The organism is Kingella pumchi, assembly GCF_022288825.1.
GTDB classification, from domain to species: domain Bacteria; phylum Pseudomonadota; class Gammaproteobacteria; order Burkholderiales; family Neisseriaceae; genus Kingella_D; species Kingella_D pumchi.
The window spans coordinates 53,448-70,519 of the sequence record NZ_JAKOOW010000006.1; the positions used below are offsets into that span (position 1 = coordinate 53,448).

Annotated in this window: 16 protein-coding genes and 2 pseudogenes; 11 read left to right on the plus strand and 7 right to left on the minus strand. The window is 53.8% G+C overall.

Features of this window, described 5'->3' with window-relative positions:
- Window positions 1-5: 5 nt before the first annotated feature.
- On the minus strand, window positions 6-668 hold the full coding sequence (locus tag MB824_RS01645; RefSeq protein WP_238745307.1) for a hypothetical protein: 663 nt from the start codon (window positions 666-668) through the stop codon (window positions 6-8).
- Between the two features lie 175 nt (window positions 669-843).
- Between MB824_RS01645 and MB824_RS01650 the strand changes: the two genes are divergently transcribed.
- Both MB824_RS01650 and MB824_RS01655 read left to right on the plus strand, forming a co-directional pair.
- On the plus strand, window positions 844-2,139 hold the full coding sequence (locus MB824_RS01650; RefSeq protein ID WP_238745310.1) for a valine--pyruvate transaminase: 1,296 nt from the start codon (window positions 844-846) through the stop codon (window positions 2,137-2,139).
- 173 nt (window positions 2,140-2,312) lie between these two features.
- Complete coding sequence (locus MB824_RS01655; protein ID WP_238745313.1) at window positions 2,313-2,840, plus strand: hypothetical protein; 528 nt, start codon at window positions 2,313-2,315, stop codon at window positions 2,838-2,840.
- Between the two features lie 172 nt (window positions 2,841-3,012).
- On the opposite strand, the gene MB824_RS01660 is transcribed toward MB824_RS01655, so the two are convergent.
- Both MB824_RS01660 and MB824_RS01665 read right to left on the minus strand, forming a co-directional pair.
- Window positions 3,013-3,894, minus strand: coding sequence for a LysR family transcriptional regulator (locus MB824_RS01660; RefSeq protein WP_238745315.1), 882 nt, complete (start codon window positions 3,892-3,894; stop codon window positions 3,013-3,015).
- Window positions 3,895-3,905: 11 nt separating this feature from the next.
- The gene (locus MB824_RS01665) at window positions 3,906-4,445 is read right to left on the minus strand and encodes a TetR/AcrR family transcriptional regulator (protein WP_238745316.1); all 540 of its coding nucleotides are present in this window, start codon (window positions 4,443-4,445) and stop codon (window positions 3,906-3,908) included.
- A gap of 137 nt (window positions 4,446-4,582) precedes the next feature.
- On the opposite strand from MB824_RS01665, the gene MB824_RS01670 reads away from it, so the two are divergent.
- The 3 genes and pseudogenes from MB824_RS01670 to ygiD all read left to right on the plus strand — a co-directional run bounded on the left by MB824_RS01670 (window position 4,583) and on the right by ygiD (window position 6,843).
- On the plus strand, window positions 4,583-5,434 hold the full coding sequence (locus MB824_RS01670; protein WP_238745318.1) for an N-acyl homoserine lactonase family protein: 852 nt from the start codon (window positions 4,583-4,585) through the stop codon (window positions 5,432-5,434).
- 323 nt (window positions 5,435-5,757) lie between these two features.
- Window positions 5,758-5,847: pseudogene (locus MB824_RS01675) on the plus strand (DNA alkylation repair protein); the annotation flags it as partial.
- 210 nt (window positions 5,848-6,057) lie between these two features.
- Window positions 6,058-6,843 (plus strand): 4,5-DOPA-extradiol-dioxygenase, encoded by a 786-nt coding sequence (ygiD, locus tag MB824_RS01680; protein ID WP_238745321.1) that lies wholly within the window; start codon window positions 6,058-6,060, stop codon window positions 6,841-6,843.
- A 206-nt stretch (window positions 6,844-7,049) separates the two neighbouring features.
- Here ygiD and MB824_RS01685 read toward each other — a convergent pair whose 3' ends face one another.
- Window positions 7,050-8,528 carry an Lsa family ABC-F type ribosomal protection protein gene (locus MB824_RS01685; protein WP_238745323.1) on the minus strand — a complete coding sequence of 493 codons (1,479 nt, stop codon included), beginning with the start codon at window positions 8,526-8,528 and terminating at the stop codon, window positions 7,050-7,052.
- 378 nt (window positions 8,529-8,906) lie between these two features.
- Between MB824_RS01685 and MB824_RS01690 the strand changes: the two genes are divergently transcribed.
- From MB824_RS01690 to MB824_RS01705, 4 genes are all read left to right on the plus strand, one after another.
- A complete protein-coding gene (locus MB824_RS01690) occupies window positions 8,907-9,764 on the plus strand; it encodes an EamA family transporter (RefSeq protein WP_238745326.1) in 858 nt (285 codons plus the stop codon).
- A 178-nt stretch (window positions 9,765-9,942) separates the two neighbouring features.
- On the plus strand, window positions 9,943-10,776 hold the full coding sequence (locus MB824_RS01695) for a bifunctional transcriptional activator/DNA repair enzyme AdaA (protein ID WP_238745329.1): 834 nt from the start codon (window positions 9,943-9,945) through the stop codon (window positions 10,774-10,776).
- Window positions 10,766-11,392 carry an alpha-ketoglutarate-dependent dioxygenase AlkB family protein gene (locus tag MB824_RS01700; RefSeq protein WP_238745333.1) on the plus strand — a complete coding sequence of 209 codons (627 nt, stop codon included), beginning with the start codon at window positions 10,766-10,768 and terminating at the stop codon, window positions 11,390-11,392. Before MB824_RS01695 ends, MB824_RS01700 begins: the two co-directional genes overlap by 11 nt.
- Before the next feature lie 103 nt (window positions 11,393-11,495).
- Window positions 11,496-12,164 carry a DNA alkylation repair protein gene (locus MB824_RS01705; protein ID WP_238745336.1) on the plus strand — a complete coding sequence of 223 codons (669 nt, stop codon included), beginning with the start codon at window positions 11,496-11,498 and terminating at the stop codon, window positions 12,162-12,164.
- Between the two features lie 90 nt (window positions 12,165-12,254).
- Here the strand turns inward: MB824_RS01705 and MB824_RS01710 are convergent, their stop codons facing one another.
- The gene (locus MB824_RS01710) at window positions 12,255-12,662 is read right to left on the minus strand and encodes a hypothetical protein (RefSeq protein ID WP_238745337.1); all 408 of its coding nucleotides are present in this window, start codon (window positions 12,660-12,662) and stop codon (window positions 12,255-12,257) included.
- Between the two features lie 208 nt (window positions 12,663-12,870).
- Here MB824_RS01710 and MB824_RS01715 point away from each other — a divergent pair.
- Both MB824_RS01715 and MB824_RS01720 read left to right on the plus strand, forming a co-directional pair.
- A pseudogene (locus tag MB824_RS01715) lies at window positions 12,871-13,149 on the plus strand (OsmC family protein); the annotation flags it as partial.
- Window positions 13,150-13,408: 259 nt separating this feature from the next.
- Window positions 13,409-13,864, plus strand: coding sequence for a four-helix bundle copper-binding protein (locus tag MB824_RS01720; protein WP_238745338.1), 456 nt, complete (start codon window positions 13,409-13,411; stop codon window positions 13,862-13,864).
- 90 nt (window positions 13,865-13,954) lie between these two features.
- Here MB824_RS01720 and MB824_RS01725 read toward each other — a convergent pair whose 3' ends face one another.
- Both MB824_RS01725 and topA read right to left on the minus strand, forming a co-directional pair.
- Entirely contained in the window at window positions 13,955-14,506 is a 552-nt protein-coding gene (locus MB824_RS01725) for a hypothetical protein (RefSeq protein WP_238745339.1), read from the minus strand.
- 110 nt (window positions 14,507-14,616) lie between these two features.
- A complete protein-coding gene (topA, locus tag MB824_RS01730; protein ID WP_238745340.1) occupies window positions 14,617-16,929 on the minus strand; it encodes a type I DNA topoisomerase in 2,313 nt (770 codons plus the stop codon).
- Window positions 16,930-17,072: the final 143 nt, after the last annotated feature.

The following is a 17,072-nucleotide window of genomic DNA, read 5'->3' on the forward strand; positions in this document are numbered from 1 at the left end:
ACAGATTATTTTTTCAGGCTGCCTGAATCATCGGGAAAATCGCTTATTTCCACACCGCAGTTTTCCATTGCCCAAAGCAGATAATGTCCTGCCACGATTTCACCCGCTTCTTCAGCATTTTCCCCGTCTTTTATTTTGCTTTGGGGCAAATTGACAAAATCCATAACCGCTGCATATCGCGTGTCCGTTACCAGGGTATTCACCTTGCTTTCCAAGCCGAGGGTTTGCGCTATAGCATCCGACCACCGTTCGAGAGACTGCTCCCACTGCCGGTCGGTATTCGGTTTGACTACAAATTTATCTGCCATATTCGTTGCTTTATGCAGCGCATCGACCACTTCGTTGTCAAACACCGCCAAATCCCGTTCGATCTGCTCGGGTGAAAATTCCACCACATAACGTTCGGCGCGCTCTTGCTGATAGCGTTTGAATCCTTGCGCGGACAGCTGCGTTTTCATGCACGCAAACTTGGCGGGCGGCAGCTTGGCGTAATGGCTGCCGCTTCGCGCAACTTCACCCGCCACCATTTCGCCGACATTGAATATGCGCAGCGACAAATCGGTCAGCCGCTGCGCATTGCGTTTTTGTGCAGGGCTTAAACCGTCGGCAAGCGCTTGGCCGGTGCACAGCAATCCCGCCAAAGCGGTAACAAGCAGTTTTTGTTTCATATTGTGTTCCTTCGGATTAAGGGCGGCAATTATAAATCAGGCCGGCTGCCTTTGGCTGCTTTGTCTATGCCCCGCCAAAGCAGCCTGAAAACGCCTTTTCCCGCTTTTCAGGCTGCCTTGCCGCGGTTTATCCGCGTTATAATTCCCGCCGTTCCGTTACCCACGAAAGCGCCCCATGCAATTCTCCCGATTCGGCCAAAAATTCACCCGCCAAAGCGGCATCCTGCAACTGATGGACGACCTCGGCCGCGCCCTGTCCGAAGGCAAACCCGTCAACATGCTCGGCGGCGGCAACCCCGCCCACATCCCCGCCGTGCAGCAGGCCTTTGCCGACACCCTGCGCCAAATCGCCGACAACGGCGCCGCCATCGAAAGCCTGGCCAACTACTCCACCCCGCAGGGCGACGCCCGCCTGATTGCCGCCCTGGCCGCCTACTTCCGCCGCCAATACGGCTGGGACATCAGCGAAGAAAACATCGCCCTGACCAACGGCTCGCAAAACGCCTTCTTCTATCTCTTCAACCTGTTCGGCGGCCAATTTGACGACGGCAGCGACAAATCCATCCTCCTGCCCTTCGCCCCCGAATACATCGGCTACGCCGACACCCACATCGACGCACCCCGCTTCATCTCCGTCCCCCCGCAAATCGAACACACACAATACCAAGGCCAAGACGGCTTCTTCAAATACCGCGTCGACTTCCCCTCCCTTGAAAACCTGCCCGAGCTGCAAAACGGCCAAATCGGCGCCATCTGCTGCTCCCGCCCCACCAACCCCAGCGGCAACGTCCTCACCGACGGCGAAATGGCACGCCTCGACGCCCTTGCTCGTGCCCACCACATCCCCCTTATCATCGACAATGCCTACGGCCTGCCCTTCCCCGACATCATCCACGTCCCCGCCCGTCTTAACTGGCACGACAACATCATCCTCTGTTTCAGCCTCTCCAAAACCGGCCTGCCCGGCGTGCGCACCGGCATCGTCGTCGCCGCGCCCGAAGTCATCCGCGCCATTAGCAGCCTGAACGCCATCACCAACCTCGCCCCCACCCGCTTCGGCGCCGCCATCGCCGCCCCCCTAATCGAAAGCGGCAAACTGCAACAACTCTCCGCCGACGAAATCCAACCCTTCTACCAAAAACAGGCCGATCTCGCCGTTTCCATCCTTAAAAAACACTTTTCAGGCAGCCTGAAAGAGCGCCTGCTTATCCACCAACCCGAAGGTGCCATCTTCCTCTGGCTCAACTTCCCCGGCCTGCCCGTCCCCGCACAAACCCTCTACCAGCGCCTCAAAGCACGCGGCACCCTCATCATCCCCGGCGAGCCCTTCTTTATCGGCTTCGATACCGCAAACTACCCCCACGCCCGCGAATGCATCCGCATCAGCATCGCCCAAAGCGAAGAGACGCTGGAACAAGGCATCGCCGCCATCGCCGACGAAGTGGGCAAAGCCTTTGCCCAAGCAGCCTGAAAGTCAAAGGCAGCCTGAAACACCCGAAACGGCACGTTTTGCATTTTTTGCGGGCAGGTTCAATATTGCGCTTCCATTGTCCCGTCATAACAAATTACAATCTCATTCTGCCGTTTCAGGCAGCCTGAAATACCGTTTCCCCAGACAACCCATTTTCCAAAAAAGAAATTCCCATGCAAAAAACCATCCTCCTAAGCGCCGCCCTTGCCCTGATGACCGCCGCCGCCCCCAGCCTGGCGGCAGGCAAATCATCGCCCGTGCTGCCTATTTTGGAACGCTACCATGTGCAAAAAGGCGGCGCATGCGGCTTGACTGTTGAAAAAACCTTCCAGTATGGCGGCGCGACTTACGTTCTCTATTCCTCGGCAGGCTATTTCGCCTACCAGAGCAAGCCCAGCCACAAACACTGCGACGGCGGCACGGGCACATTCACATACAGCCTGGCGGAAATCCGCAACCGGCGCGTGGTGCATGACGACTTATTCCCCTCCAATATCAACACCCGCTTTCTCGATGCCAAAAGCGTGCGCTTAAACGGCTCAGTCCTTACCTTTAAAAACAACGAATTCGGCAAAGACCCCCAAACGGGCGAAGCAGATGCCAATTGCTGCGCCGCCGATATCTATCTCAACCAATTCGATTTGAAAACGCGCCGCGTCATCAAGCATGAATTTATCGGGCGCGACAAATCAGACAATTAAATCCGCTTGTTAGCAGGTAGCTTGGGTTGCAAACCCAACATTCTCCGATATCAAAAGATAGGTTGGGTCGCGACCCAAGCTACAATTCAAAAGCAGCCTGAAAACCCTTTTCAAGGTTTTCAGGCTGCCTTTTGTTTGCCTTACGCCATCGTTCGTTCCTGCTTTGCCGTTTTCAAGCGTCCCCCGCCCATTTCTCTTTCAAAAACCCCACAAACGCCCACACGTTCGCCGTCAGCAGCCGCGTTGCCGTGAGCGCGTGAACGGGCGTCGGTTCGCTTTGCCAGTCGGGCAATACGGCTTTCAGACGGCCTTGCGCCACGTCTTCGCGCACCAAAATTTCGGGCAGCAGCGCGATGCCCAAGCCTGCCGCCGCCATTTGGCGGATCATGCCCGGGCTGTTGGCGCCGAAACGGCTTTCAGGCTGCACGGTGGCGCGGGTGTCGCCGTTGTGCAGCGTCCATGTTGCACCGCCGCTGCCGAAACGCAGGCATTCGTGCGCCGCCAAACCGTCGGGCGACTGTGGCTCACCGCGCTCTGCCAGATAGCTTGGCGCGGCGTAAAGGCAGCCTGAAAACGTTGCCAGCGGCGTGGCGATGTAGTCCGAATCGGGTAGCCTGCCGGTGCGGATCGCCAAGTCAAACGGCTCGCCGATTAAGTCCACCTTGCGCGGTGTTACGTCAAAATCAAGGCGCAGCAGCGGATAGCGTTCGGCAAACTCGGGCAAGAGCGGCGCAACCATCTGATACGCCAAATCCACGGGCAGCGACACGCGCAGCGCGCCTTTTACGTTTTCGCGCATATCGTCCAACGCGCCGTGCAACAGCCGCGCTTCGGTAACAATCGGCAGGGCGCGTTCCAAGTAATACGCGCCCGCGCTCGTGAGTTCCAGCCGCCGCGTGCTGCGGTTGAACAGCCGCAAACCGAGCGCATCTTCCAGCGCGGCAATGCGGCGCGACAGGGTCGATTGCGGCATGCCGAGCTTGGCGGCGGCGCGGCTGAAACCGTTGGCTTGGGCGACTTCGACGAATAAGGCCATTTCGTTTAGATAGTCCATGTTTTTTCCTTTCAGGCTGCCGTGTCGCGCAACAGCCGTATCGCGGCTTCCATTTCGTCGCGCACCGCTGCCACGGATACCGGCTCGCCGCGCTCAAAAAAATGGCGCACGGTTTCCAGCAGCAGCGTTGCCATGATTTTGGCGCGGTAGTCGTCGGTCGTTTCAGGCTGCATCGCGGTGAAATGGGTACGCAGCATATCGCGCATATCGTCATACAAATGCAGCTTGGGCGTACGGATAGACCACAGAGTAAGCAATAATTTATGTTTTTTATACAATGCGTTCGCGGATTGCTGCAAAAAGTCGGGCAGATTGTCTGCCGCCAAACGTTCGGCAAGATTGGCGGCGTATTCCTGTTTGAACTCGGCAATCATGGCTGCCGCCACCGCGTTTTTGCCCGAATAATATTTGTAAAACGTGGCGCGGTTGACTTGCGCGGCGGCGATGATGTCTTGCGCGGTAATGTCGCCGTAATCCTGTTCGGCAAGCAGATTGAGCAGGGCATTGCGAATGGCTTGGTGGGTTTTGACTACTCTTAAATCAATTTTCATGGCTGTTTTGGAAAATAAGCATACAGACGGGCGATTTTATCTGTTTAAACCGAATTTTGCCGCCGGTTTGTCGGTATCGGCTTTCAGGCTGCCTTCGTACAATCCTGCCCATTCAATCACACGCAAGGAAACACGCCATGAGCAACATCAAAATCCATTGTTTGACCACCGGCTGGGTGCAAATCAAAATCCACCACCAGCTCGCCCGCTTTTTCAGACGGCCTTTGCGCGTGATGGACGTACTCACCGACCGTAAATGGTCGCCGCATCTGCCCATCGGTTGCTGGCTGATTGAGCATCCCGAAGGCTTGATTATGGTGGACACGGGCGAACGCAGCCGCGCCAACGATGCGGGCTATCAGCCGTGGTGGCATCCGTTTATGCAGTTTTGCGAACGGCGCGGCGTGAAAGTCGAAGAAGAAGTCGGCGCGGTTTTGCGCTCGCGCGGCTTTGACCCGCTCAACGTGAAATGGGTGGTAATGACCCACATGCACGGCGACCACGCGGGCGGCATTCCCAATTTTCCCAACAGCACTTTTTTGCTCACCGAAACCGAAAAACATGCCATCGAAGCCAAAGACGCGGTGTTCAACGGTTATTTAACCATGCATTACCCCGACTGGTTTTTCAAACAAATTCAAACCGTACCGTTTTCAGACGGCGCATTTGAAACCTTTGAAAAAAGCCAAAAACTCACCCAAGACGGCAAAATCCGCCTTGTGCCCACGCCGGGGCATACGCTCGGGCATCAAATCGTGATTGTGGATATGGGCGATCATTATGTGCTCATCGGCGGCGACGCTTCCTATTGCGAACAATATATGCTCAACGGCGACATCGACGGCGTGTGCATCGACGGCAAACAACACCACGAGTCCACCACCAAAATGCGCGAACTGTGCCGCCGCAAACCCACAATTACCCAGTTTGCCCACGATTTTGACAGCGAAGTGCGGCTGCGGGAGAAGCGGTTTACGGCGGTGGGGTAAAACCGTGCTTGGCATGGCAGAAGCAGCCTGAAATAGCATTTTCAGGCTGCTTTATTTCATATTCGGATAAATGTTATCCATTTTACCCCATTTATCCAAATCCAAACCGAAACTATACTGGCAACACTTTCAAACAACGCACCGAAGGAGCTGAAAATGTACCAACCGTTTAATTCACAAGATTCCGTTCTTTTATTGATTGACCACCAAGTCGGCACAATGGGCTGGGTTGGTTCAACTTCATTTGATACCATGAAGAAAAACGCGCTGCTGCTTGCCAAAACCGCTGCCACCATCGGCATCCCCACCGTTTTAACTTCCAGTGGGATTTTGTGCGCCGCTGCTGGGACGACCCACACCGCGAATTGCAATACGCCGCGCTCGAATATCTGAAAAAAAGCAGCCTGCACATTTGGAAAACAAAGTGCAGGCTGCTTTTTATCGCGCCAATCACGCACCCACCCATGTTTTCAGGTAGCCTTTAAAAAGCGCGAGAGTAAAACATGAGGGCATTGAAGCGACCAATGATTTCTTATCGAGAAAATATATTCTTCCCCAAACGGGATGGTTCGCGCAAAAGTTTCCCGTAAAATCATCGGCATCAAAACGAATTGGGAAACACCATGAACAAAATGCCCGTATTATTTGTCGGACACGGCAGCCCGATGAACGCGCTGGACGCGGGAAACCCGTTCAACCAAGGCTTCCGCCGCATCGTGCAGAAATTTGCCAAGCCCAAAGCCATTCTGATGATTTCGGCGCACTGGTACGGCAACCGTTTGCAGGTAACGTCTGGCGAGTGCCCCGAAATGATTTACGATTTTTACGGCTTCCCCGCAGCACTCAGCCAAGTGCAATATCCCGCGCCCGGCTCGCCCGAACTGGCGGGGCAGGTGCGCTCGCTGTTGCAGCCTGAAAAGGTGGAAATGAACCCGGAACGCGGCTTCGACCACGGCGCGTGGGCGGTGCTGAAACACTTGTATCCCGAAGCCGACATTCCCGTGGTGCAGCTCAGCCTGAACCTGATGCAGCCTGCACAATGGCATTTCGATTTGGCGAAAAAACTCGCCCCGCTGCGCGAACAGGGCGTGCTGGTGGTCGGCAGCGGCAACATCGTCCACAACCTGCGTGCCATGCGCCGCAAACCCGCCGACCAAGCCGATGCTGGCTACGACTGGGCAATAGACTTCCGCAATGCCATCAACCGCGCCCTTGCCGCACGGGACAACGACACGCTGGTGCATTACGAACGGCTGGGGGACGCCGCCGCACTTTCCGTGCCGTCGCCCGAGCACTACCTGCCGCTGCTCTACACCGCCGCGCTGCGCGAACCGCAGGACGATATGGAAATCTTCAATGACGAACTCGCCTTCGGCTCAATCAGCATGACTTCCGTTTTAATCGGGTGAGAGGCTGCGGCAAAACAACGCGAGCCGGAACCCCCGCGCGCCTTCCCCAAAGCCCGCTACGAAGACGGCTCGGACATGGCGAAAAATATTGGGGTTTATCAACCCAACCTACCCTTTCTGTTTTTTGGCCAAGAAAAAACAGTAAACCTTTTCTGATTTACTGTTTCCGTGTTAGCCTTGTTCTGAACTTTAATGGTTTATCTCATTTATAATTGTATGATTTTATTGACTACATTTTCCACAAATTGCCTATCATGTTCCACAAATATAAGTGTAGGCTTTGCTTCCCTTATGATTTCCTCAATCTGTATTCTTGATATTACATCTATATAATTTAAGGGTTCATCCCAAACAAATAAATGAGCCGGCTTTGACAAACTGACGGCAATTAAAACTTTCTTTTTTTGCCCATCACTATAATTCTTCATATCCATTTCAAATAATTCTCTTGAAAAATCTAATTTTCTAAGAATTGTTTTACACAATGTTTCATCAACATCTTGCTTATGAATATATTCATTTAGGCTGCCTGTTAAATCAGATGTATCTTGAGGAATATACGATATTTCCAAATTACTTGCTAATTTTACCTCGCCTGTATACTCGTGATTCAGACCTAATAAAATTTTAATCAAGGTCGATTTTCCACTTCCATTACTACCATATATAGCTACTATATCACCTTGTTTTATCTCAAAACTCACATTCCTTAATATCTGTTTTTCTCCATAGTATGATGATAAATTACTAACCGATATTAGAGGATTTTTGCGATGATGTAACGGATGCAATAATAGATTTTCCTTCGTTTCAATATCTTTTAGTAAATTCTGTTTTTCTTCTATTGCCTTATTTTGCCTATTCTCCAAATTCTTAGACCTTTTCATCATTTTGGCTGCTTTATGACCTATATATCCTTTGTCCGGTTTTACGCCTGATATTTTCACACCATTTTTAGTCTTTTCAATTTTATCAGACCAAATTTGGCATTGCCTTGCAGCTTCTTTTAACCGTTTAATATCTCTTCTTAATTTCTCGTTTTTACTGATTTCAAATTGATCTTTCATCAATTTGTTTTCATACCATGATGTAAAATTTCCTGATTGAACATCAATAGAATTCCTGTTAATAGAGATAACATGATTGATGCAGCCGTCTAAAAAATCCCTATCATGAGATATGAGCAAAAACCCTTTTTTACTTTTCAGATATTCACTTACAATTTTTCTGCCGTGCATATCCAAATGGTTTGTCGGCTCATCAATAAGTAAAAAGCCGTCTTCTCTTGTAAATAGAATAGCTAAAAGGATTTTTGTTTGTTCTCCTTTGGAAAGCGTTTCAAATTCCCTATAAACAAGGTTCTCATCTACATTGAGCAAACTAAGTTCTCTAAATAATTTCCATTCTTCCCCATCTGGCATGAGTTCTTTATATAACTCAATCCCTGATTTTGAAGTATCAGTTATATTTGGTGGAAATTTAATAAATTCAACATCCTTGATTATTTTACCTTGATAAGTTTCTTCATTTAAAAGCAACTTAAATAGCGTTGATTTGCCAATTCCATTTCTTCCTATCAACCCTATTTTCCAGTTTGTCTCAAAGGAAAACGATACATTTTCAAATATAGGTTTTACATATCCATGATATGAGAAACTGAGGTTTTCAATTTTAATTGTCGACATAAAACACCTCCTCGTCATCCTATTTTATTAATATAATACCAAATTTAAGCCATTTTTCCTATCTCAGCTTTCTGTGGTGCTTGACAGTTACCTATAAAATTAAAAGGGGTTAACACAGATTGGCAGCAAGCGTAGCCCGCTTAGGTAGCGTGTATGCGATACGCACGCAGTTTCCAGTTTTCAGGTAGCCTTTTTCAAGCTGCCTGAAACAGTGCAGGCTGTCAGCGGTCTAAATCTCTGATTTAGCCAACCGATGTGTGTGCCTGCGATGCTACCTTTGCCCCATCACAACCATCCCGTTTTTCAGACGGCCTTCAGGCTACCTGAAAAACGAAGCGAGTTTCTGCGAAGCTAAAACGCCGCACACAAGGAATCCCCATGCCCAACCGCACCGCCGCCATCCTCGCCACTGCGCTCGCCCCGCTGATTTGGGGCAGCACTTACTTGGTGACCACCGAATTTCTGCCGCCAAACCGCCCGTTCACCGCCGCGCTTATCCGTGTTTTGCCTGCGGGGCTGTTGCTGCTGGCGTGGACGCGGCGCATACCGAAACGTGACGAATGGGCGACCGTTGTCTTGCTCGGTTTTTTGAATATCGGCTTTTTTCAGGCCATGCTGTTTGTGGCGGCGTATCGCTTGCCGGGCGGACTGGCGGCGGTCTTGAGTTCCACGCAGACGCTAATGGTGCTGGTGTTCACTTGGTTAATCGGCAAAACCATGCCGCCCAAAGCGGCTTGGGCTTGGTCGGCGGCAGGTATTTTGGGAATTGCGCTCTTGGTTTTGTCGCCGCAGGCGCGCTATGACGGGACGGGGATTTTGGCGGCATTGGCGGGCGCAGCGGCGATGGCGTTGGGTGTGTATTTGTCGAAACATCACCGCACTTCGTTGCCCGTGTTGGCGTTCACCGGCTGGCAGTTGTTTATCGGCGGTGTGTTTTTACTGCCCGTTGCCCTGCTTGCCGAGCCGCCGCTCGAATCTTTAAGCCCCACCAATATCGGCGGCTATCTGTATTTGTGTCTGTTTGGTGCTGTGTTGGCTTATGTGTTGTTTTTCAAAGGGATTGCCAAACTTTCGCCTGCTGCGGTTTCGTCGCTGGGACTACTCAGCCCTGTCTCGGCATTTGTCTTGGGCTGGCTGTTTTTAGGACAAAGCATGGACGCAAAATCGCTGGCAGGCTTCGCGCTGGTGCTGGCTTCGATATTCGGGGTACAGCGGGCAGTGGGGAAGGCTGGCTGAAAGCGGAGCTTCAACGAAGTTAAAAAGAAGTTTCTGCGAAGCTAAAAAGCAGCCTGCACTTTGTTTTGTGAATGTGCAGGCTGCTTTTTCCTGCCCGAACCGCAACCCCATCAACAATCGGGTCGCCACCCGGCTGCTTTACGCGTATCCTAACGCCATGAAACTTCAAAACAACCCCATGTCCCCGAATCAAATCCGTCAATTCACGCGCATTGCCCGCGCCATCGAATACCTTTACGACCATGCCGCCGAGCAGCCCGATTTGGCGCAGGTGGCGGCAGCAGTGCATGTCAGTCCCGAGCACTTGCAGCGCGAATTTTCCGCATGGGCGGGCATCAGTCCGAAAAAAATGCTGCAACACATCAGTATCAGCCGTGCCAAAGAAGCCCTGAAAAACAGCGAAAGCGTGGCGGAAGCGGCGCACAGCGGCGGATTGAGCGGCACGGGGCGGCTGCACGACTTATTTGTCGACATCGAAAAAATGACCCCGGGCGAATACAAAAACGGCGGCGCAGGTCTGCAAATCGATTACAGCCTGATTCCCGGCCCTTTCGGCGACCTGTTGGCAGCAGCAACAGACAAAGGCATCTGCTTCATGCGTTTTTCAGACGACCCTTCCGCCGCCCTGAACGAATTGCGCGCCGAATATCCGAACGCCCGCCTAATCGGGCAGGAAACCGCATTCCACCGCCAAGCCGCCGACATCTTCCGTACCCGGCACGGCCGCGTTACCCTGCACATCAAAGGCACACCCTTCCAGCTCAAAGTGTGGCAGGCCTTGCTCGATATTCCCGCAGGCAGCCTGCAAAGCTACGGCACGGTGGCGCAGCGCATGGGTTCGCCCAACGCCGCGCGAGCCGTTGGGACGGCCGTCGGACAGAATCCCGTTGCATTACTCATCCCCTGCCACCGCGTCATCCAAGAAAGCGGCATCATCGGCGGCTACCGCTGGCAGCGCGGACGTAAAATGGCGATATTAGCGCACGAATTAGGAGAGCCCGATGACATTTGACCTCTTCCCCGAAACCGCCGACCCGCACGCAAACATCCTACCCTACGACGGCATCGTCAGCAATTTCGGACGGATTTTCACCGTCGCCGAAGCCGACCGTTATTTTGAAATTTTGCAGCGTGATATTCCCTGGCGGCACGACGAAGCCGTGATATTCGGCAAGCACATCATCACCGCCCGCGAAGTCGCGTGGTACGGAGACACGTCCTACAACTACGGCTATTCCGGCGCAAACCGTATCGCCCTGCCGTGGGGCGGCGTCTTGCCCGAACTCAAAAACCGCGTGGAAGCCGCCATCGCCGACATCTGTCCCACCCGCTTCAACTCCTGCCTGCTCAACCGCTACAACAACGGCAACGAAGGCATGGCGTGGCACAGCGACGAAGGACAGGGGCTGGTCAAAGACAGTGCCATCGCCTCCCTCAGCCTCGGCGCAACGCGCAAATTCGCCTTCAAACATAAAGAAAGCAAGGAAAAACGCGAAATGTGGCTGGAACACGGCCAGCTTATCGTCATGCATGGCGAAACGCAGAAACACTGGCTGCACACCATCCTGAAAAGCACCCGCATCCAAGAGCCGCGGATTAATCTGACGTTTCGGGTGATGGCGGGATGAAATGGAAAAGGCCGTCTGAAAACTGAAAAGCAGCCTGCACCCCAATTCAGAACCCTTTCAGACGACCCCAAATCCTGCCATCTCTTTTAAAGAGGAAAAACGTATGGACTACCCCGCCCTGCTCGCCATTCTGCAACAACACGCGAACCCCGAACGCGCCGTGCCGATGCAGGCATACATGAAACACCGTTTTGCCTATTTCGGCATCGGCAAACCAGAGCTTGCCCGCATGTGCCGCCCGTTTTTCAAAGACGCCGCCAAACAGCCGGTCGATTGGAATTTTGTGCGCCGCTGCTGGGACGACCCGCACCGCGAACTGCAATACGCCGCGCTCGAATATCTGAAAAAAATGCAGCAACACCTGACCCCGCAAGACATCCCGCGTTTGCAAACACTGATTACCGAAAAATCATGGTGGGACAGCGCCGACGTACTCGACCGCATTGTCGGCGACATCGCCCTGCGCCACCCTGAAGTCAATACCGTCCTATTAGCATGGAGCACGCACGACAACATCTGGCTGCGCCGCGTCGCCATCGACCACCAACTGCTCCGCAAACAGCACACCGACACCGCGCTGCTGGAAAGAATCATCTGCAACAATCTGGGGCAAAAAGAATTTTTCATCAACAAAGCCATCGGCTGGGCATTGCGTGATTACAGCAAAACCAATCCCGAATGGGTACAAGGCTTTATCGACCGCCACCGGCACAAAATGGCCAAACTGAGCCTGCGCGAAGCGGGGAAATATTTGTCGCGGGAGGCTACCTGAACACGAAAAAAGCAGCCTGCACTTGTTTTGTGAATGTGCAGGCTGCTTTTTGTGTTCCAACTCCGTGGAAGCTCGCGCTTTCAGGCGGACTTATCGGGGCGGCCGTCCCATAACATGATTGTTACAATTCACGCGCCATGAATTGCTGAGCGCCCAGTGGTAATCGATGATGATGCCTTCCGAATTGGTAAAAAAGGTGCGGTCGCTGTGCTGGCCGTAGCAGACGTCGCTGTAATAGTTGGTGATGATGGGGCCGTTTTGGCTGCTGCCTTGGTATTCGCGGCCGCCGGGGTAATAGTAGGTGAAACGCCAAAAATAGGAATAGCGGTTTTCGCCAACTTTGACGCGTTCAGTGTCGGGCGCGCGGCCGTAGCGTTCGTAAACGATATCGATGGGTTTGCCGACATAGCGTTTCATGCTGGAATCAAGGCTGGAACAGGCGGCGGACAGGCAAACAAGGCCGGCCAGAAGCGCAGTGCGGACAAAGGAAATGGACATGGCGTTCTTTCTTCGGGTAAAACAAAGTGCTGGATAATAAAGAAAGAAAATAAATCGGGCAAGGCGGCCGTCTGAAAAAGCAGCCTGCACATTTAATGCACGGCAAATCCAAATATTCGACTGCACCGCCCGTTCGGTATAATCCGTGCAGGCTGCCCTCAAAGCGCAGTTTCAACGCAGCAAAACCACCAAGCCACAAGGAGACACCATGAGCAAACAACACACCTACCGCGCCACCGTCGAATGGACGGGTAATTTGGGCAGCGGCACATCGTCCTACACCGCCTATTCGCGCGATTACACCGTCCAAATCGCCGGCAAACCCGACCTTTTCGGCTCGTCCGACCCCGCCTTTCGCGGCGACGAACACCGCCACAACCCCGAAGACATGCTGCTGGCCGCCGTTTCCGCCTGCCACAAACTCTGGTATTTGCACCTGTGCAGCGCCGCCGGCATCACCGTTACCGCCTACACCGACCACGCCGAAGTTCGTAGGTCGGGCATTTATGCCCGACGAATCCTGTTCGCCAAGATTCGAGCATAAATGCCCGACCTACTACCGCACGACCATGTTCGACGGTGGCACGGCGGGGCATGTTGATTATCCTGTGTTGGGGTAAAAGGCAGCCTGAAAAAGTTTTCAGGCTGCCTTTCAAACCGATTTTCACAAACATCAAGATATGTTAAATTCGCGCCCGCGCGCGCCGAGTGCCGCGCATCCGTTTCACAAACTACAAGGAAATCCCATGAACCGTCGTCAATTTATCAGCGGCTCTGCCGCCGTATCGCTGGCTGTTGCCGCTGCTGTTGCCCAGGCCCATCCCGGCCACGACCACGGCGCGCACGACCACCAGCACGGTGCGGCCGCCAATCCCTACGAAGCCGCCCGCAAAGCTGCCGGCCACTGCGTGAGCGCCGGTCAAGCCTGCCTGGCCCATTGCATCGACCTGCTCAGCCGCGGCGATACCAGCATGAAAGACTGCGCCGCTGCCGCCAACCAGATGCTCGCCCTGTGCGGCGCGCTGCAAAACCTGGCCGCACAACGCTCGCCGCTGACTCCGGCGCTGGCCAAAGTGTGCGCGGAAGCGTGCAAACAGTGCGCCGCCGCGTGCAAAAAACACGCCGCCCACCACGCCGAGTGCAAAGCCTGCTACGAGTCTTGCACCAACTGCGCCCGCGAGTGCGAGAAAATCGCCGCCTAAGCGCTTCTTATGTGCCAACGCCCGTGATTTTGAGTTCACGGGCGTTTTTTATCGGCATGGGTTTTCAGGCTGCCTTTGGTTTGCGCCTGATTATTTCAAGGCTTCCCTTAATTTGGCGGGGTTTTGTTTGAAGTAGCTGATTTTTTCGCCGTTGGCGGTATCCGTAAATTCCAGCATATCGGGTTTGCCGCCCAACAGCAGCATACGCACTTTGGCGGTGCGGGTTTTGCCGATTTTAGATGGGTCTTGTTTGTAAGTTTTGCCGTCTTCGGAAGTGGCAAAATCGGTGGTGCGCTGGGTGAATGTTTGCGTTTTTTCGTCAAACTGCCAGCTGAATGCTTGTTTGATTTTCAGGCTGCTTTCGGGATTGTTGATAACGAAAACCATCAGGTCTGTGCCTGTGCCGTCTCTTTTCATAATGGTCATGTTCAGCAGCGAGCCTTCGCTGGTTTCGGCGCCTGCGCCCCATATCCCGACAAGGTCTTCGCTGCGGATATGTTGGGCGATTTCCAGCTTGTCTTGTTGGCTTTGCTGGGTGCTGGTTTTGCTTTCAGGCTGCGTTTTAGCCGATGCGGCAACGGCTGGGGTGCATAGGGTGAATGAGACGGCAAGCAGAACGCTGGTTAGGATGGTGTTGTTCATAAGATTTCCTTGTTGGTTTTGTGGATTAAGGCAGCCTGCGTAGCGAAGCGGAGTTGCGAAGCTAAAACTGAAATACCGGCTTTCAGGCTGCCTTTTGGCTTTCAGGCTGCCTATTCTTTCGGTGCGGGCGGTTCTACCTGCTCTTTCCAGCCGCATTCTTTTTGCGGACAGACTTTTTCCACGCCCCAGCGTTTGGTGGTTTTGAGTGTGAGCACCGGCCAGTGGCAGTTGGGGCATTCTTCGGCAAGCGGGGGGTTGGAAACGGCGTATTTGCAGTCGGGATATTCGCTGCAGCTGTAAAACAGGCTGCCGAAGCGGGATTTGCGCTCGGTCAGGTGGCCTTTTTTACATTGCGGGCAGGTAACGCCAGTGTCTTTGGGTTTTTCTTTGGACTCGATGTATTTGCATTTGGGGTAGTTGCCGCAGCCGATGAATTTGCCGAAGCGGCCTTTGCGGTACACGAGCTGGCCGCCGCATTGGGGGCAGCTTCTGCCTTCGAGTTCGGCCTGCTCGGCGGCGTCTTGGGCGATGCGCTCGGCGGCCTGCTCGGCGGTTTCGCCGATGTTGCGGGTGTAGTCGCATTCGGGGTGGCCGGAGCAGGCGATGAAGCGGCCGCGTTTGCCGAATTTGATCTGCAGCTGGTGCTTGCCGCATTTGGGGCAGGTTTCGTCGAGTGCTTCGGTGGTGATTTTGGCGCGCTCGATGCCTTCTTTCTCTTCGATTTGTTTGTGGAAACCTTTCCAGAATTTGTCCATCACCGGTATCCATTGGCGCTTGCCGCTGGCGATGTCGTCGAGCTGGTCTTCGAGTTTGGCGGTGAAGTCGTAATCGACGTACTGCTCGAAATGCTCGGTCAGGAATTTGTTGACGATTTCGCCGGTATCGGTGGGCAGGAAGCGGCGCTGGTCAACGGTTACGTATTCGCGGTCTTTGAGCGTTTTGATGATGCTGGCGTAGGTGGACGGGCGGCCGATGCCGAATTCTTCCAGCGCTTTGACCAGCGTGGCTTCGTTAAAGCGCGGCGGCGGCTGGGTGAAGTGCTGCTCGCCGTAGAGCGCGTCCACCGGCAGCACGTCGCCAACGGCCATTTCAGGCAGCTTTTTGCCCTCTTCGCTCTCGTCGTCTTCGTCCTGGCCTTCCTGATACACGCTTAAAAAGCCGGCAAACACCAGCACTTGGCCGTTGGCGCGGAACACGCCGTCGCCGACGGCAATATCGACGGTAGTGGCGTCAAAGCGGGCTTCAACCATCTGGCAGGCGACAGTGCGCTGCCAAATCATCTGGTAGAGCTTGAACTGGTCGGCGGAAAGAAAGGGCTTGACGCTCTCGGGCGTGCGGTAAACCGAAGTCGGGCGCACGGCTTCGTGGGCTTCTTGGGCGTTTTTCGATTTGGTTTTATAGACTTTGGCGGCTTTGGGCAGGTAGTCGGCACCGATTTTGTTATCAATATAGTGGCGGATTTCAGTGAGCGCGTCGTCGGACAGGGTAACGCTGTCGGTACGCATATAGGTAATCAGGCCGACGGCGCCCTGCCCCACGTCCACGCCTTCAAACAGCTGCTGGGCGGTGCGCATGGTGCGGTCGGTGGTGAAACCGAGCTTGCGCACGGCATCCTGCTGCATGGTCGAAGTGGTATAGGGCGCGGCGGGCTTGCGGGCGGCCTTTTTCTTGGCAACTTCGGCCACTTTCGCTTCTTTGCCCTGCATCGCCGCCAGCACGGCAGCCTGCGACGCTTCGTCGGGCAGCGAGAACTGCTCGAGCTTCACGCCCTGCCATTGCGCCAGCTTGGCCGTGAATTTGGTGCGGCCTTTGTGGCTGTCCAGATGCACGCTCCAGTATTCCTGGCTTTCAAAGGCGCGGATTTCATTTTCGCGCTCGCAAATCAGCCGCAGCGCCGGACTCTGCACCCGCCCCGCACTCAGGCCGCGGCGGATCTTTTTCCACAACAAGGGCGACAGATTGAAGCCGACCAGATAGTCCAGCGCACGGCGCGCCTGCTGGGCATCGACCAAGTCCATATCCAGCTTGCGCGGCTGCTGCAGGGCAGCCTGAACGCCTTTTTGGGTCACTTCGTGAAACACCACCCGCTGCGTGCGCGCTTCCAAATCCTTAATGCCGCGCTTGGATTTCAGGATTTCGTAAATATGCCAGGAAATCGCCTCGCCTTCCCGATCCGGGTCGGTAGCCAGATACAGGTTTTCCGCTTCTTTGGCAGCAGCCACGATGGCATCGATGTGCTTTTTGCTTTTGGCCGGCACTTCGTATTTCATCGCGAAATCGTGCTCGGGATCGACCGCGCCGTTTTTCGGCACCAGATCGCGCACATGGCCGAACGAGGCGAGCACTTCGAAATCGCCGCCCAGATATTTTTTGATGGATTTGATTTTGTTTGGGGATTCGACAATCAATAGGTTTTTGGACATAGTCTTCTTTTTTGTTCAACAAGGTTGTTAAAGCAGCCTGCATTTCACAATACAAAGTGCAGGCTGCCTGAAAGCTCTTTTTTTATTATTCTTAATAATATGGTGTTTTTGGCAAGGGGCAGGGTGGTTTTTGCGGCAAAAAG

Bases quoted from the DNA above. Each gene is read 5' to 3' on its own strand.
- MB824_RS01645 (WP_238745307.1), bottom strand. From the start codon at position 668: ATGAAACAAAAACTGCTTGTTACCGCTTTGGCGGGATTGCTGTGCACC.
- MB824_RS01650 (WP_238745310.1), top strand. From the start codon at position 844: ATGCAATTCTCCCGATTCGGCCAAAAATTCACCCGCCAAAGCGGCATC.
- MB824_RS01655 (WP_238745313.1), top strand. From the start codon at position 2,313: ATGCAAAAAACCATCCTCCTAAGCGCCGCCCTTGCCCTGATGACCGCC.
- MB824_RS01660 (WP_238745315.1), bottom strand. From the start codon at position 3,894: ATGGACTATCTAAACGAAATGGCCTTATTCGTCGAAGTCGCCCAAGCC.
- MB824_RS01665 (WP_238745316.1), bottom strand. From the start codon at position 4,445: ATGAAAATTGATTTAAGAGTAGTCAAAACCCACCAAGCCATTCGCAAT.
- MB824_RS01670 (WP_238745318.1), top strand. From the start codon at position 4,583: ATGAGCAACATCAAAATCCATTGTTTGACCACCGGCTGGGTGCAAATC.
- ygiD (WP_238745321.1), top strand. From the start codon at position 6,058: ATGAACAAAATGCCCGTATTATTTGTCGGACACGGCAGCCCGATGAAC.
- MB824_RS01685 (WP_238745323.1), bottom strand. From the start codon at position 8,528: ATGTCGACAATTAAAATTGAAAACCTCAGTTTCTCATATCATGGATAT.
- MB824_RS01690 (WP_238745326.1), top strand. From the start codon at position 8,907: ATGCCCAACCGCACCGCCGCCATCCTCGCCACTGCGCTCGCCCCGCTG.
- MB824_RS01695 (WP_238745329.1), top strand. From the start codon at position 9,943: ATGTCCCCGAATCAAATCCGTCAATTCACGCGCATTGCCCGCGCCATC.
- MB824_RS01700 (WP_238745333.1), top strand. From the start codon at position 10,766: ATGACATTTGACCTCTTCCCCGAAACCGCCGACCCGCACGCAAACATC.
- MB824_RS01705 (WP_238745336.1), top strand. From the start codon at position 11,496: ATGGACTACCCCGCCCTGCTCGCCATTCTGCAACAACACGCGAACCCC.
- MB824_RS01710 (WP_238745337.1), bottom strand. From the start codon at position 12,662: ATGTCCATTTCCTTTGTCCGCACTGCGCTTCTGGCCGGCCTTGTTTGC.
- MB824_RS01720 (WP_238745338.1), top strand. From the start codon at position 13,409: ATGAACCGTCGTCAATTTATCAGCGGCTCTGCCGCCGTATCGCTGGCT.
- MB824_RS01725 (WP_238745339.1), bottom strand. From the start codon at position 14,506: ATGAACAACACCATCCTAACCAGCGTTCTGCTTGCCGTCTCATTCACC.
- topA (WP_238745340.1), bottom strand. From the start codon at position 16,929: ATGTCCAAAAACCTATTGATTGTCGAATCCCCAAACAAAATCAAATCC.